Annotated in this window: 13 protein-coding genes; 3 read left to right on the forward strand and 10 right to left on the reverse strand. The window is 67.1% G+C overall.

All coding sequences use genetic code 11. The features are described 5' to 3' along the window. Nucleotides 1-82 precede the first annotated feature (82 nt). Together QZ749_RS07260 and QZ749_RS07265 are read right to left on the reverse strand one after the other, a co-directional pair. Nucleotides 83-679: a MarC family protein gene (locus QZ749_RS07260; RefSeq protein ID WP_296945111.1), complete on the reverse strand. Its 597-nt coding sequence runs from the start codon at nt 677-679 to the stop codon at nt 83-85. Between the two features lie 104 nt (nt 680-783). Further along, on the reverse strand, nt 784-2,448 hold the full coding sequence (locus tag QZ749_RS07265) for a methyl-accepting chemotaxis protein (RefSeq protein WP_296945113.1): 1,665 nt from the start codon (nt 2,446-2,448) through the stop codon (nt 784-786). A gap of 246 nt (nt 2,449-2,694) precedes the next feature. Between QZ749_RS07265 and QZ749_RS07270 the strand changes: the two genes are divergently transcribed. The 3 genes from QZ749_RS07270 to QZ749_RS07280 are packed head-to-tail and all read left to right on the forward strand — an operon-like array spanning nt 2,695 to nt 5,560. Then, the gene (locus QZ749_RS07270) at nt 2,695-3,426 is read left to right on the forward strand and encodes a gluconate 2-dehydrogenase subunit 3 family protein (protein WP_296945116.1); all 732 of its coding nucleotides are present in this window, start codon (nt 2,695-2,697) and stop codon (nt 3,424-3,426) included. A gap of 12 nt (nt 3,427-3,438) precedes the next feature. After that, nucleotides 3,439-5,208, forward strand: a complete 1,770-nt coding sequence (locus tag QZ749_RS07275) for a GMC family oxidoreductase (RefSeq protein WP_296945118.1) — start codon at nt 3,439-3,441, stop codon at nt 5,206-5,208. After that, nucleotides 5,201-5,560, forward strand: a complete 360-nt coding sequence (locus QZ749_RS07280; RefSeq protein WP_296945120.1) for a cytochrome c family protein — start codon at nt 5,201-5,203, stop codon at nt 5,558-5,560. Before QZ749_RS07275 ends, QZ749_RS07280 begins: the two co-directional genes overlap by 8 nt. A 98-nt stretch (nt 5,561-5,658) precedes the next feature. Here the strand turns inward: QZ749_RS07280 and QZ749_RS07285 are convergent, their stop codons facing one another. The 8 genes from QZ749_RS07285 to der form a co-directional block, all read right to left on the reverse strand. Then, complete coding sequence (locus tag QZ749_RS07285; RefSeq protein ID WP_296945122.1) at nt 5,659-6,201, reverse strand: phosphoribosyltransferase; 543 nt, start codon at nt 6,199-6,201, stop codon at nt 5,659-5,661. Nucleotides 6,202-6,225: 24 nt separating this feature from the next. After that, complete coding sequence (locus QZ749_RS07290; RefSeq protein ID WP_296945125.1) at nt 6,226-7,536, reverse strand: adenylosuccinate synthase; 1,311 nt, start codon at nt 7,534-7,536, stop codon at nt 6,226-6,228. A gap of 3 nt (nt 7,537-7,539) precedes the next feature. Then, nucleotides 7,540-8,694 (reverse strand): ATP phosphoribosyltransferase regulatory subunit, encoded by a 1,155-nt coding sequence (locus QZ749_RS07295; RefSeq protein ID WP_296945128.1) that lies wholly within the window; start codon nt 8,692-8,694, stop codon nt 7,540-7,542. A 268-nt stretch (nt 8,695-8,962) separates the two neighbouring features. After that, nucleotides 8,963-9,853: a protease modulator HflC gene (gene hflC / locus QZ749_RS07300; RefSeq protein WP_296945131.1), complete on the reverse strand. Its 891-nt coding sequence runs from the start codon at nt 9,851-9,853 to the stop codon at nt 8,963-8,965. Further along, nucleotides 9,853-11,226 carry an FtsH protease activity modulator HflK gene (gene hflK / locus QZ749_RS07305; RefSeq protein ID WP_296945133.1) on the reverse strand — a complete coding sequence of 458 codons (1,374 nt, stop codon included), beginning with the start codon at nt 11,224-11,226 and terminating at the stop codon, nt 9,853-9,855. The genes hflC and hflK overlap by 1 nt, the downstream gene beginning before the upstream one ends. 96 nt (nt 11,227-11,322) lie before the next feature. Beyond that, nucleotides 11,323-12,522: a GTPase HflX gene (gene hflX / locus QZ749_RS07310; protein WP_296945271.1), complete on the reverse strand. Its 1,200-nt coding sequence runs from the start codon at nt 12,520-12,522 to the stop codon at nt 11,323-11,325. Nucleotides 12,523-12,545: 23 nt separating this feature from the next. Beyond that, the gene (hfq, locus tag QZ749_RS07315; RefSeq protein WP_036168820.1) at nt 12,546-12,782 is read right to left on the reverse strand and encodes an RNA chaperone Hfq; all 237 of its coding nucleotides are present in this window, start codon (nt 12,780-12,782) and stop codon (nt 12,546-12,548) included. Between the two features lie 312 nt (nt 12,783-13,094). Beyond that, nucleotides 13,095-14,435: a ribosome biogenesis GTPase Der gene (gene der / locus QZ749_RS07320; protein ID WP_296945143.1), complete on the reverse strand. Its 1,341-nt coding sequence runs from the start codon at nt 14,433-14,435 to the stop codon at nt 13,095-13,097. Nucleotides 14,436-14,441 lie beyond the last annotated feature (6 nt).

Below are 14,441 nucleotides of genomic sequence, written 5' to 3' on the forward strand. Positions count from 1 at the left end.
CGCGCCCGGCCGGCCGGCCAATTAGTTCGGGACGCGCACGGCGATAAGCGGCGGCGAGGGGCGCCGCCGCCGGCCCGGGACGCTACAGGGTCTTGACGAACGCGCGCACGCCGCCCAGCAGCATCTCGATCGACATCGCGGTCAGGATCAGGCCCATCAGCCGCTCGAAGGCGGTCATGACCTGCGGGCCGAGCACCTTCAGCAGGCGTTCGGCGCCGAGGAACACGGCCAGCCAGACGATGCCCACGGCGGCCAGCGCGGCCACGTGCACCATCACCTCCTCGACGTTCTGCGAGGTGAACAGCAGCACCGTCGCCAGCGCCGACGGGCCGGCCAGCGCGGGGATCGCCAGCGGCACGATGAACGGTTCGCCGTGCTCGCTGCGTCCCAGCACGCCGTCCGGGTGCGGGAAGATCATGCGGATCGCGATCAGCAGCAGGATCACGCTGCCGCCGATGCGCAGCGAGATGTCGGTGAGCTGCAGGGCGTTCAGGAAGTGGCGCCCGAAGAACATGAACAGCAGCAGCAGCAGGAAGGCGATCGCGCACTCGCGGATCACGATGCGCGGGCGCCGGGCCGGCGCGGTTTCCTTCAGGGCGGCGACGAACAGGGGGACGTTGCCGAACGGGTCGGTAACGAGCAGCAGCAGGATGAAGGTCTGAAAAAAGCTCTGGGTCATGGATTCTCGCCGTGGGATCGCGGTTGGGCTGTTCTAACCAGCAATCTTAACCGATCCACCATCCCGGCGGCGAGGTCCGGCGGCGGGCGGGCGCCGCCTGCCGCTCAGAAGGTTTCCCAGGCCTCCTGCGCCGCCACCGGTTCCGTGCGCGCACGCGCGCCGCGCACCGCCGGCAGCGCCTTGCGCGCCGGCGCCGGCGCCGCCGTCCGCGCGGCCACGGCCGGCGGCGCGTCCTTCAGCTTGAACACGCGCACGGCCCCGCTCAGGTCCGCGGCCTGGCGCTGCATCGTCTCCGACGCGGCGGCGGCTTCCTCGACCAGCGAGGCGTTCTGCTGCGTGGTCTGGTCCATCTGGCTGATCGCCTCGTTGATCTGTTCGATGCCCAGCGTCTGCTCGCGGGTGGCGGCGCTGATCTCGCCCATGATGTCGGCCACGCGGCGGATGCTCTCGACGATTTCCTGCATCGTCGTGCCGGCCTGGCCGACCAGCGTGCTGCCCGCCTCGACGTTCGACACCGAGGCGTCGATCAGGACCTTGATTTCCTTGGCCGCGGCGGCCGAGCGCTGCGCCAGGTTGCGCACCTCGCCCGCGACGACCGCGAAGCCGCGGCCCTGCTCGCCGGCGCGCGCCGCCTCGACGGCGGCGTTCAGCGCCAGGATATTGGTCTGGAACGCGATGCCGTCGATGACGCTGATGATGTCGACGATCTTCTTCGACGACGCGTCGATCGCGCCCATCGTGTCGATCACCTTGCCGACCACGTTGCCGCCGCGCGCCGCCACGTCGCTGGCCGAGCCGGCCAGCTGGTTGGCCTGGCGCGCATTGTCCGAGGTCTGCTTGACGGTCGAGGTCAGTTCTTCCATCGACGACGCCGTTTCTTCCAGCGAGCTGGCCTGCTGCTCGGTGCGCGACGACAGTTCGGTATTGCCGGAGGCGATCTCGTCGGCGGCGCCTGCGATCTGGCCGGCGCCCTGGATGACGCGCGTGACCAGGTCGCGCAACTCGTCGTTCATGTCGCGCAGCGCTTCGAGCAGCTGGCCGGCCTCGTCGCGGCCGGTGACGACGATGTCGGCGGTCAGGTCGCCCTTCGAGACGCGGCGCGCGATGTCGATCGCCTCGCGCAGCGGGGCGACGATGCTACGGCTCAGCAGCAGGCCGGCGCCGGCGACGAACAGCACCAGCAGCGCCGTCAGTACGCCCTGCAGGCGCAGGCTCATCGCCGCCGCTTCCTCGATCCGTCCGGCTTCCTTGTCGATCGCCTTGCGCTGCATGTCGACCAGGTCGCGCAGCAGGCCCTGGTACTGGTTCGAGGCCGGGACGAACTTCTCGTCCATGATGCGGCCGGCCGTCTCGTTGTCGCCCGCTTCCTTGGCCTTGGTGAGCGCCGCCTTCTGCTTGTTGTAGTAGTCGCGCGCATCCGAGATCTGCTTGAGCAGCTGCGCTTCCTGCGGCGACGTCAGCAGCGTGCCGACCTGCTTGAGCAGTTCGCCCGCCTCCTTCGAGCCCTTGGCCGAGTCCTCGGCGAAGAACTGGACCAGGCCGTTGTCGCTGCTTTTCGCGATCGCCAGCGTGCGGCGCGAGCCGCCGTAGATCGTGCGATACCAGTCCGAGACGAGCCGTTCCTTGGCGAGCGGAACGCTCATCAATTCCCGCGTCGAATGGGTCATTTTATTTAGCTGGAACAAACCGATGCCCGTAATGACGATGGCGAACAGCAGGATGAGCAAAAAAACCAGGCCGATTTTCTTGCCGATATTGAAATTCTTCATGAACACGATGATGACTCCGGGGTACCGAATGGAAATTCTGATTTTGCGTAATTGCAGCAGTATAGTTTGATGTTTCCCGTAGGCAAATTAACTTTGTCGATTGCGTCCTTAATACAACACCGTCATGCCACCCACATAAATCGCAGATATAATTCCTGGAAGAAAGTTTCATTAGGGAATTAAATAACGAGACGGACGGCGCACGCCGAGGCCGCACATTCCTTCAATCCACGACATGGAAAGCACATGACCGATTCCACCCAATCCGGCCCGCGGCGGGATTTCCTGCTGAAGTCCCTGGCCGGGGCCGCCGCCGCCGTACCGCTCGCCGCTCGCGCCCAGCCCGCGCCCGCCACGCCGCCGGTGCCAGCCGTGCCGGCGGCGGCGCCCGATGCCCCGCCCGCCGGCTACACCTGGCTGCGTCCCGCCGAACAGGTCTTCGTCGAAGCCCTCGTCAACCACATGTGCCCGGCCGACGGCCTCGGCCCCAACGGCGTCGACCTGGGCCTCAACACGTATTTCGACCGTGCGCTCGGCGGCAACTGGGGCCAGGGCGACCGGCTCTACCTGCAGGGCCCGTTCCGCCAGGGCAGCGCCAACCAGGGCTACCAGCTCGGCATGACGCCCGCCGCGCTGTTTCGCGCCGGCACCGAGGGCGTGGCCGCCTACCTGCAGGCGACCTACCAGAAAAGCTTCGACGCCCTGCCGGCCGACACCCGCGAACAGGTGCTGAAGGACCTGCAGGCCGGCAAGATCGCATTGCCGAACGGCGTGCCGGCGAAGACGTATTTCGCGCAGTTGCTGCAGATGTTCTACGAAGGCATGTTCGCCGACCCGATCTACGGCGGCAACCGCGACAAGATGGGCTGGAAGCTGATCGGCTACCCGGGCGTGAACACGACCAACAAGCTCAATATCGTGAAATTCCGCAACAAGCCGTACCGGCCTGCTCCCCTCGGCATTGCCGACCTCAGCTGACGAAAGCGAACCATGAAGACAATGAAGGAAGTGGATGTGGTGCTGGTCGGCGCCGGCTGGACCGGCGGCATCCTGGCCAAGGAATTCGCCGAGGCCGGCATGACCGTGGTGTGCCTGGAGCGCGGCGGCCCGCAGAACGCGGCCGACGATTTCACCGTGCCGCGCATGCGCGACGAACTGGCGGTGGGCCAGCGTTTCTCGATGATGGTCAATCCCGTCGACCATACCGAGACGATCCGCAACGACGGCAAGCAGACCGCCCTGCCCTACCGCCGCCTGGGTTCCTACCTGGTCGGCACCGGCGTGGGCGGCGCCAGCACCCACTGGAACGGCCACACCTGGCGCTGGACCGACGACGATTTCCAGATCCGCTCGCGCTACGAGCAGCGCTACGGCAAGGGCTACATCCCGGCCGACATGACGATCCAGGACTGGGGCGTCACCTATGCGGAACTGGAAAAGTACTACGACAAGTTCGAGAAGACCGCGGGCATTTCCGGCCAGGCCGGCAACCTGAAGGGCAAGCGGGTCGCGGGGGGCAATCCGTTCGAGGCGCCGCGCAGCGGCGACTACCCGCTGCCGCCGATCGACAACGGCCACGCCGGCGACCTGTTCGCGGCCACGGCGAAGGGTCTCGGCTACCACCCGTTCCCGCGCCCGACCGCCTGCGCCTCGCGCGCCTACACCAACCCGGACGGCGCCAAGTTCGGCGAGTGCCAGTACTGCGGCCATTGCGAGCGCTTCGGCTGCGAGGCCAACGCCAAGGGCGGCGCCCACATGACGGTGATCCCGGCCGCGCTGCGCCAGCCGACCTTCACGCTGCGCACCAATGCCTGGGTCACGAAGATCGAGCGCGACGCGTCCGGCAGGAAAGCCACCGGCGTCACCTACACCGATACCATCACCGGCGAGGAAGCGTTCCAGCCGGGCCGCATCGTGGTGCTGTGCGCGTTCGGCCTGAACAACGTGCACCTGATGCTGACCTCGGGCATCGGCCAGCCCTACGACCCGGCCAGCGGCAAGGGCCTGATCGGCAAGAACTACTGTTACCAGACCGGCGCCGGCGCCCTGCTGTTCTTCGAGGACCAGCAGTTCCACCCCTACATGGCGACCGGCGGCAGCAGCATGCTGATCGACGACTTCCACGCCAACTGGCAGTTCGACCGCGCGCCGTTCGGCTTCGTCGGCGGCTCGATCATCGGCACCGCGATGTACGGCGGCCGCCCGATCCAGTGGCATCCGGTGCCGGCCGGCACGCCGGGCTGGGGCAGCAAGTGGAAGGAAGAGACGGCCAAGTGGTACGACCGCACGATGAACATCGTGGCCGCCGGCAGCGTGATGCCGAACCGCGGCAACTACCTCGACCTGGACCCGACCTACCGCAACCGCCTCGGCGCGCCGCTGATGCGCATGACCTTCGACTACAAGGACAACGAGAAGAAGCTGTCCGCGCATTCGGCCGAGGTCATCAACCGGATCGCCGAGGCCATGCGCCCGACACGGCTGAACAAGGCCAGCGCGCGCGAATCGTGGAACGCCACGGTCTACCAGAGCACCCACAACACCGGCGGCACCATCATGGGCACCAACCCGGGCAACTCGGTGACCAACAAGTACGGCCAGGTGTGGGACGTCGACAACCTGTTCATCATGGGCGCCTCGCTGTTCCCGCACAACTCGGCCTACAACCCGACCGGTCCCGTCGGCGCCATCGCCTACATGGCGGCCGACGCCATCAAGACCACCTACGTCAAGCACCCTGGAAAACTCATCGATGCATAAGTTCGTTCTCGCGCTGGCCCTCGCGGCCGGTACCGCCCACGCGCAACCCGCCGACGAGGTCGGCCGCAAGACCTTCGAGACCTGCGCCGCCTGCCATTCGTTCAAGGAAGGCGACAACGGCACCGGCCCGTCGCTGCACGCCATCGTCGGCCGCAAGGCCGGCACCGTCGAGGGCTTCCGCTATTCCGGCCCGCTCAAGCGCAGCAACATCGTCTGGGACGAGGCCAGCCTGACCGCGTTCCTGCGCGATCCCCAGCAGGCCGTGCCGGGCAACCGCATGCCGTTCTCGGGGATCGAGGACGAGGCGGCGCTCAAGGCGGTGGTGCGCTACCTGCAGGCGCAAGCCAAGTAACCCGGGCCGGTCGTCCCGCGCGGGACGCCGCGCCCGCAAGCAAAAAAAATGGCGCCTCGCGGCGCCATTTTTCATCGGGCGGCCCGCGGGCCGCGCGCTCACTTCTGCTCGAACTTCTTCAGCCAAGCCGACAGCTGGTGCGGACGCAGGCCGTCGTAGTCCTCGAACGGCTGGTGGATCCACGGGTTGTGCGGCAGGTCGTCCATGTGGTAGTCCGGCACGAACGACGAGGTGCCCTTGACCCAGATGACGGCCGAGCGCACTTCGGTGACGTCCGGGTAGTTCGCCTGCAGGTGCTCGCGCACCTTGGCCAGCGTGACGCCGGAATCGGCCAGGTCGTCGACCAGCAGGATGCGGCCGGCCAGCGGACCCTTGGTCATCGTCATGTACTTGGCGATGTCCAGGTTGCCCTGCTTGGTGCCCGCTTCCTCGCGGTAGGAGCTGGTCGACAGGATCGCCAGCGGCACGTCGAAGATGCGCGAGATGACGTCGCCCGGACGCACGCCGCCGCGCGCCAGGCACAGCACCATGTCGAACTTCCAGTTCGATTCGTAGACCTTCAGCGCCAGGCGCTCGACCAGGCGATTGTAGTCATCCCAGGAAACCCACAGGTCCTTGTCGGTCGATGCAGGAGTATTCATCGTTCAGTAATCCCTCTTGTTCTCTTATGCCGCGAACGGATGGCGCAGCACGATGGTTTCTTCGCGGTCCGGGCCGGTCGACACCATGTCCACCGGGATGCCGACCAGTTCTTCGATGCGCTTGATGTAGGCGCGGGCGTTGGCCGGCAGCTCGTCCATCGACTTGGCGCCGACGGTGCTTTCCTTCCAGCCCGGCATTTCCTCGTACACCGGCACGCAGGCCGCCGCTTCCTCGGCGCCGACCGGGAAGATGTCCACGGCGCGGCCGTCGATCTGGTAGCCGGTGCAGAGCTTGAGCGACTCGATGCCGTCCAGCACGTCCAGCTTGGTCAGGCACATGCCCGACACGCCGTTGATCTGCACCGAGCGGCGCAGCAGCGCGGCGTCGAACCAGCCGCAGCGGCGGGCGCGGCCCGTCACGGTGCCGAACTCGTGGCCCACGCGCGACAGGTGCTCGCCCACGCCGGCGTCGGTCGGCAGTTCCGACGGGAACGGGCCCGAACCCACGCGGGTGGTGTAGGCCTTGGTGATGCCCATGATGTAGTGCAGCATGCCCGGACCGACGCCCGAACCGGCGGCGGCATTGCCGGCCACGCAGTTCGACGAGGTGACGAACGGGTAGGTGCCGTGGTCGACGTCGAGCAGCGAGCCCTGCGCGCCTTCGAACAGCAGGTTGCCGCCGGCCTTGTGCGCGGCGTACAGGCTCGAGGAGACGTCGCCGACCATCGGACGCAGGCGCGGGACCAGGGCCATCGCGTCGTCGAAGGTCTGCTGGAAGTCGATCGCTTCGGCGCCCAGGTAGCCGGTCAGCACGAAGTTGTGGTAGTCCAGGTTCTCGCGCAGCTTCTCGGCGAAGCGGGTCTCGTTGAGCATGTCGGCGATGCGGATCGCGCGGCGCGCGACCTTGTCTTCGTAGGCCGGGCCGATGCCCTTGCCGGTCGTGCCGATCTTGTTCTCGCCGCGCTTGGCTTCGCGGGCCTTGTCGATGGCGACGTGGTACGGCAGGATGACCGGGCAGGCCTCGGAGATCTTCAGGCGCGAGGCGACTTCGACGCCGGCGGCCTGCAGCTTGTCGATCTCGCGCATCACGTCCGGCACCGAGACGACGACGCCGTTGCCGATGTAGCAGGCCACGCCTTCGCGCATGATGCCCGACGGGATCAGTTGCAGCGCGGTTTTCTGGCCCTTGATGACCAGCGTGTGGCCGGCGTTGTGGCCGCCCTGGAAACGCACCACGCCGGCGGCGTGGTCGGTCAGCCAGTCGACGATCTTACCCTTGCCCTCATCGCCCCATTGGGTGCCGATGACAACGACGTTCTTAGCAGTATTTGACATCACTTAACCTAAGTTTTTGAGAATCCAATTTCCTTGTTCGAGGACGAGCACGCGGTCGCACTCGAACTCATCCTGTACATTGTCGTGACCCGGCATGGACTGGATCACCACTTCGCCGGCCTTGCGCAATTCGGCGATTTTCTCGCGCAGTTCGGGCGTGTTGCCCCACGGCGCACGAATGGAGTGCTTGCGCTCGGCGACCGGCAGCAGCCGCGCCAGTTCGCGCAGGTCGAGCGAGAAGCCGGTCGCCGGACGCGCGCGGCCGAAGGCTTCGCCGACGTGGTCGTAGCGCCCGCCGCGCGCCACCGCGTTCGGCAGGCCCGGCACGTACAGCGCGAACATCGCGCCGCTCTCGTACTGGTAGCCGCGCAGGTCGGCCAGGTCGATCGCGATCTTCGCGCGGCCGATGGCCGACGCCGCCAGCGCGGCGAGTTCGGCCAGCGCGCGCGTGATGCCGGGCATTGCCGGCAGCAATTCCTTGGCCCAGGCCAGCACCTCGATGTCGCCGTACAGGTTCGGCAGCGCCAGCAGGGCGTCGCGGGTGGCCGGCGCGTAGTCGCGCGTGGCTTCCTCCAGGCCCGGGATGTCCTTCGAGCGCAGCAGCCCGTACAGCAGCTGCTCGTCGCGCTTGGCCAGCAGGTCGTCGTCCAGCAGCGCGCGCAGCACGCCGACGTGGGACAGGTCCAGGCGCGGCTCGTCGAAGCCGGCCAGGCGCAGCGAGGCGAGCGCCAGTTCCTGGATCTCGGCGTCGGCCTCGAGGCCGGCATGGCCGTAGATCTCGGCGCCGATCTGCAGCGGCTCGCGGGTGGCGTGCAGGCCGGACGGCTGCGTGTGCAGCACGCTGCCGCAATAGCACAGGCGCGTCACCGTGTCGCGGTTGAGCAGGTGGGCGTCGATGCGGGCGACCTGGGTGGTCATGTCGGCGCGCAGGCCGAGCAGGCGGCCGCTCATCGAGTCGACCAGCTTGAAGGTCTTGCTGTCGGTATCCTGCCCCGCCCCGGCCAGCAGCGAGTCGACGTATTCGAGCATGGGCGGCATCACAAGTTCGTAGCCATAGGTACGGAACGTGTCGAGCATGAGGCGGCGCAGCTCTTCGATCTTGCGCGCTTCGGACGGCAAGACGTCGGCGATATTCTCGGGCAGAAGCCAGGTAGGCATGGGCAAAGCGATAGGGAGTTATTAAATGTCGGGCAACATCGAGCGCGGCTTTGCACGCGTTCCTTGCGCCGAATCGACGATTTTAACCGAAAACCGGGCTCGGTTGGCAGTCAAGATGTCTGGAGCGAATGATAACGTTGTCGATGTCCCACGGGAAATTGGGGAAATAGCGACAACGGATGCACGGGAACAGGACAGGTTTGCGGCGAAAACCGGGGCAGAGTCCTTGAAAAGCGACACCGGACTCCGCCCCCGCGCGCCACACCGGTCATTTCCCGGCGCCCGGCCCCTTGAAATACTTGAAGAACTCGGAGTTCGCATCCAGCACCAGGATGTCGCTCTTGCCCTTGAAGGTGGCCTTGTACGCTTCCATCGAGCGATAGAAGCGGTAGAACTCGGGGTTCTTGCCGAACGAGGCCGCGTAGATCTGCGACGCCTTCGCGTCGCCGTCGCCGCGGATGGTCTCGGCGTCGCGCTGCGCCTCGGCCAGGATGGTCGCGCGCTGGCGTTCGGCATCGCCGCGGATCTGCTGGCCCTCGGCCGCGGCGCCCGCGCGCACCTCATTGGCCACGCGCATGCGCTCGGCCTTCATGCGTTCGATCACCGCCGCGCTCACCTGGTCCGGGAAGTCGATGCGCTTGAGGCGCACGTCGACGACTTCCACGCCCAGCACGCGCGCTTCCTTGGCCACGCGCTCGCGCACCGCCGCGCCCAGCGCGCCGCGCTGGCCCGACACCACGTCGGCCACGCTGCGGGTGGCGGTTTCCGCCGCCAGCGCGGTGCGCACGATCTGCGTCATCTTCTCGCCGCCGCGCTCGGCGCCGGCACGCTCGGCGCCGGCATTGGTCTCGACCAGGTAGCGGCGCGGATCGACGATCTTCCACTTGACGAAGGCGTCGACCAGCAATTCCTTCTTCTCGGCGGTCGCGTAGCGCTCGCCGTCCGGGGTGTCCAGCGTCTGCAGGCGCTTGTCGAGCCAGACCACGTTCTGCAGCGGCGCCGGCAGCTTGAAGTACAGGCCCGGCTCCTTGATCGTCTCGCGCAGTTCGCCCATCGCGTAGACGACGGCGTAGCGGTGCTGGTCGACCACGAACATCGACGAGGACGCCAGCACCACGGCCACGACCAGCGCGACCAGACTCGTTATCACACGGCTCATCAGCGGCTCTCCCGTTCGCGCGAATGCTCGCGGCTGCGCAGGTCGCGGTGCTGCGGCTGGGCCGGCGCGGCCTCCTGCTGCGGTTGCGCCTGCTGCGGCTGCGGCTGCTGTTGTGGCGCCGGCTGGGCCGCCGCGGTCGGCTGCCCCTGCTGCGCCGGTTGCGCCTGCTGTGCCGCCTGCTGCTGGCCCTGCGGCTGCGCCATCACCGGACCGGACTTGCTGCCGATCGCCGCCTCGTTGGCGGTCGACTGCGACAGCATCTTGTCGAGCGGCAGGTAGAGCTGGTTGGTGCCGGTCTTGGCGTCGATCAGGATCTTGCTGGTGCTGGAATAGATCTGCTGCATCGTGTCCATGTACATGCGGTCGCGCGTGACCTGCGGCGCCTTGGCGTACTCGGCCAGGATCCGGTCGAAGCGCGCGGCCACGCCGGTGGCGCGGTTCTCGACCTCGGCGCGGTAGGACTCGGCGCCTTCGAGCATGTCGGCGGCGCGGGTCTTCGCCTTCGGGATGATGTCGTCGGCATAGGCCTGCGCCTCGGCGCGCACGCGGGCGCGCTCTTCCTGCGCCTTGGCGATCTCGTCGAAGGCCGGCGCCACCTGGTCGGGCGGCTGCACCGACTGCATGGTCACGCCGACGATCTCGGCGCCCAGGCCGTAGCTGTTGGCGATCTGCTGGATGCCGCGGCGCGCCTCGGCGGCCAGCGGTTCGCGGCCCTCGGCCAGCACGGCGTCCATCTTCGCCTTGCCGACCAGTTCGCGCACCACCGTCTCGGCGGCGTCGCGCACGGTCTCGACCTGGTCGCGGTTGTTGAACACCCAGGCGACCGGGTTGGTGATCTTGTACTGCACGGAGAACTGGACGTCGACGAGGTTCTCGTCGGCGGTCAGCATCAGCGCCTCGTTCGGCTGCTTGTTGCGCACGTTGGCGCGGTAGCCGATCTCGGTGGTCTGCACCTGGGCGACGTTGACGGTCTCGTGGGCCTGGAACGGGGCCGGCCAGCGCCAGTTGAAACCGGGCTGCGTCGTGTGCGACAGCTTGCCGAAGGTGGTGACGATGCCGACCTGCCCTTCCTGCACGATGAAGGCGCCGCTGGCGAGCCAGATCAGGGCGGCGATGGCGCCCACCACGGTCACGGTCAGGCCGGCGCCGCGCGCATCGGGACGGAAGCCGTCGCCGCCGCCATTGCCGCGCTTGTTGCCGAGCAGGCGGTTCAGGCGCTGGTTGAAGTCGCGCCACAGCTGGTCGAGGTCGGGCGGGCCGTCGTTGTTGTTCTGGTTGTTCGGGCGGCGGCCTTCCTGGGCCTTGCGCTCGCCCTCGGGCTTGTGGCCCCAGCGCGGGTCGTTCAGCGACAGCTTGACGCCGGCCGCGAGCACGGAAAGCCGGGTACGCGGGGGCGTGCCCGGGGAAACCCGGCGCCGGCCGGACGACAGCCCGGCGCCAAGACGTCTGATCAGGGATACGAGCATAGGCTAGTGTGGTCGGGATAGTGCGGACATCTCGTCACCCGGCTGGATCGCCGGATGGGCGGCCTGGCCGGGAGGCGCATCGAGCGCGATGTCGAGGCCGCGCGGGTCGAACTCCGGTTCGTCCGCGGGCGCGGGGCCGGCGCTGGCCGCCTCGACGATGGCGTCGCGCAGCAGGTCGAGTCCGGCGCCGGTATGGGCGCTGATGAAGACGCGGCTGATCTTGCCATATTCATCACGTTCCACGCCCGGCTCCAGGCCGGCCGCGTCGATCTTGTTCCAGACCAGGATCTGCGGCACGTGGTCGGCGCCGATCTCGCGCAGCACCTCGTTGACCTGCTCGATCTGCTCCATGCGCACCGGCGAGGCGCCGTCGACGACGTGCAGCAGCAGGTCGGCGTGGATGGTTTCCTCGAGCGTGGCGCGGAACGCGGCCACCAGCTGGTGCGGCAGTTCGCGCACGAAACCGACGGTATCGGACACGACCACGTTGCCGACCTCCTCGCCCAGGTAGACCCGGCGCGAGGTGGTGTCGAGCGTCGCGAACAGCTGGTTCGCCACGTAGACGCCGGCCTTGGTGAGCGTATTGAACAGCGTCGACTTGCCGGCGTTGGTGTAGCCGACCAGCGATACGGAGAAAGTCTTGTTGCGGCCGCGCGAGCGGCGCTGGGTCTCGTGCTGCTTGCGCAGCTTGGACAGGCGCGCGCGCAGCATCTTGACGCGCTCGCCGATCAGGCGGCGGTCGGTCTCGAGCTGGGTTTCGCCGGGACCGCGCAGGCCGATACCGCCCTTCTGGCGCTCCAGGTGGGTCCAGCCGCGGATCAGGCGGGTGGCCAGGTGCTGCAGCTGGGCCAGTTCGACCTGCAGCTTGCCCTCGTGGCTCTGGGCGCGCTGGGCGAAGATGTCGAGGATCAGGCTGGTGCGGTCGACCACGCGCACGCCCAGGCGGCGCTCGAGGTTGCGCTGCTGGGCGGGCGACAGGGCGTGGTTGAAGATGACGATGTCGATCTTGTCGGCCAGGCATGCCTGGGCGATCTCGTCGGCCTTGCCGCTGCCGACGAAATAGGCGGGATCGGGACTGTTGCGCTTGGCGGTGATGGTGGCGGCCGGCGTCGCTCCCGCGGAGCGCGCCAGCAGCGCCAGTTCTTCCAGGCTGGCCTTGAAGTCGCCAGTGCCGAAGTCGATACCGACCAATGCCGCGCGCATGACGGAGGCGTCAGCCATCGACCTCACTCGGCGTCTTGCTCAAGGTTGAGGTTGACGGCGCGTGCCGGGACGACGGTGGAGATAGCGTGCTTGTAGACCATCTGGGTGACCGTGTTACGCAGCAGGACTACGTACTGGTCGAAGGACTCGATGTGTCCCTGGAGCTTGATCCCGTTGACCAGATAGATCGAGACGGGTACGTGTTCCTTGCGCAAGGCGTTCAGGAATGGGTCTTGTAACAATTGCCCTTTGTTGCTCATAACAGCTCCGTGATGTTGTTGTCGTATAAAAATTGTGGCGGGATGCCGGTTTTCAAGTGGGTGCGCCAACATTCTCACGTTGTGAATGTCGGCCGCAGGCTACTGTAACCTGTTTTGGTGTTTTTTGTCGTACTGCTATGGTTAGGTTTGGCTTAAACCGACCCGCGATTTCGGGTACGCAGGGTGGACGGCGTTGCCGTCCACGCGTCCAGGCGGCGCATGCGCGGCCATTGCGCGGTCAGCCTGCGCGTGGATGGCACTTGCGCGACCGGCGTGCGCCGCCTGGACGCGTGGACGGGGAACCCGTCCACCCTACTCGTCCTTGGCGAAGGGATTCTTCCCGCTGCGCAGCTCGATCCGCAGCGGCGTGCCGACCAGGTTGAAGGTGTCGCGGAAGTGCTTTTCCAGGTAGCGCTTGTACGGCTCGGTGACGCCGTCGAGCGCATTGCCGTGGATGACGATGATCGGCGGATTCTGGCCGCCCTGGTGGGCATAGCGCATTTTCGGACGGGTGCCGCCCTTGCGCTTGGGCTCCTGCTTCTCGACCGCTTCCTGCAGCGCGCGCGTCAGGCGCGGCGTCGACAGCTTGGCGGTGGCCGCGGCGTAGGCCGTGTCGATCGACTTCATCAGGTGGTTGATGCCGGTGCCCTTCAGCGCCGAGATGAACTTGGTCTCGGCGAAGCCCAGGAAGTCGAGCTTGCGGTCCATGTCGTTCTTGACCTGGTCGCGCTGGTCGCTGGTCAGGCCGTCCCACTTGTTCACCGCGATCACCAGCGCGCGGCCGGTTTCCAGGATGAAGCCGGCGATGTGCGCGTCCTGCTCCGAGATGTCCTGCTGGGCGTCGAGCATCAGCACGACCACGTTGGCTTCCGAGACCGATTGCAGGGTCTTGACGACCGAGAACTTCTCGATCGCCTCGAACACCTTGCCGCGGCGGCGGATGCCGGCGGTGTCGATCAGCGTGTAGTGGCGGCCGCCCTTCTCGAACGGCACTTCGATCGAATCGCGCGTGGTGCCCGGCATGTCGAAGGCGATCACGCGCTGCTCGCCGACCAGCGTGTTGATCAGCGTGGACTTGCCCACGTTGGGGCGGCCCACCAGCGCGATCTTGACGCCGTGGTCGGCCGGCGCCAGCTCTTCCTCTTCCTCGGGACGCGCCTGCAGCGCCTGGTCGATCGCCTCGTTGACGAGATCGAGCGTGCCGTCGCCGTGGGCGGCCGAGATCACGTACGGGTCGCCCATGCCCAGTTCATAGAACTCGGCGGTGACCGAGGTGTACTTCATGCCCTCGCTCTTGTTCACCACCAGCATGACCTTGCGGCCCGACTTGCGCAGGAAGTCGGTGATGGTCTTGTCGTGCGGCGTCAGGCCCTGGCGGCCGTCGACGATGAACATGACCACGTCGGCTTCCGCCACGGCCTGGCGCGTCTGCAGCGCCATCTCGTGCATGATGCCTTCCTTGGCCACCGGCTCGAAGCCGCCGGTATCGATGACCAGGAAGGGGCGTTCGCCCATCCGGCCCTCGCCGTAGTGACGGTCACGTGTCAGGCCCGGCAGATCCGCCACGAGCGCGTCGCGCGAGCGGGTCATGCGATTGAAAAGGGTCGACTTCCCGACGTTCGGGCGACCTACGAGTGCGATTACCGGCTTCATTGAAAT

The sequence above is a fragment of the uncultured Massilia sp. genome (assembly GCF_913773735.1).
Classification (GTDB): domain Bacteria; phylum Pseudomonadota; class Gammaproteobacteria; order Burkholderiales; family Burkholderiaceae_D; genus Telluria.

Coding starts and splice junctions, on each gene's coding strand:
- QZ749_RS07260 (WP_296945111.1), bottom strand. CDS start 679: ATGACCCAGAGCTTTTTTCAGACCTTCATCCTGCTGCTGCTCGTTACC.
- QZ749_RS07265 (WP_296945113.1), bottom strand. CDS start 2,448: ATGAAGAATTTCAATATCGGCAAGAAAATCGGCCTGGTTTTTTTGCTC.
- QZ749_RS07270 (WP_296945116.1), top strand. CDS start 2,695: ATGACCGATTCCACCCAATCCGGCCCGCGGCGGGATTTCCTGCTGAAG.
- QZ749_RS07275 (WP_296945118.1), top strand. CDS start 3,439: ATGAAGACAATGAAGGAAGTGGATGTGGTGCTGGTCGGCGCCGGCTGG.
- QZ749_RS07280 (WP_296945120.1), top strand. CDS start 5,201: ATGCATAAGTTCGTTCTCGCGCTGGCCCTCGCGGCCGGTACCGCCCAC.
- QZ749_RS07285 (WP_296945122.1), bottom strand. CDS start 6,201: ATGAATACTCCTGCATCGACCGACAAGGACCTGTGGGTTTCCTGGGAT.
- QZ749_RS07290 (WP_296945125.1), bottom strand. CDS start 7,536: ATGTCAAATACTGCTAAGAACGTCGTTGTCATCGGCACCCAATGGGGC.
- QZ749_RS07295 (WP_296945128.1), bottom strand. CDS start 8,694: ATGCCTACCTGGCTTCTGCCCGAGAATATCGCCGACGTCTTGCCGTCC.
- hflC (WP_296945131.1), bottom strand. CDS start 9,853: ATGAGCCGTGTGATAACGAGTCTGGTCGCGCTGGTCGTGGCCGTGGTG.
- hflX (WP_296945271.1), bottom strand. CDS start 12,522: ATGCGCGCGGCATTGGTCGGTATCGACTTCGGCACTGGCGACTTCAAG.
- hfq (WP_036168820.1), bottom strand. CDS start 12,782: ATGAGCAACAAAGGGCAATTGTTACAAGACCCATTCCTGAACGCCTTG.
- der (WP_296945143.1), bottom strand. CDS start 14,435: ATGAAGCCGGTAATCGCACTCGTAGGTCGCCCGAACGTCGGGAAGTCG.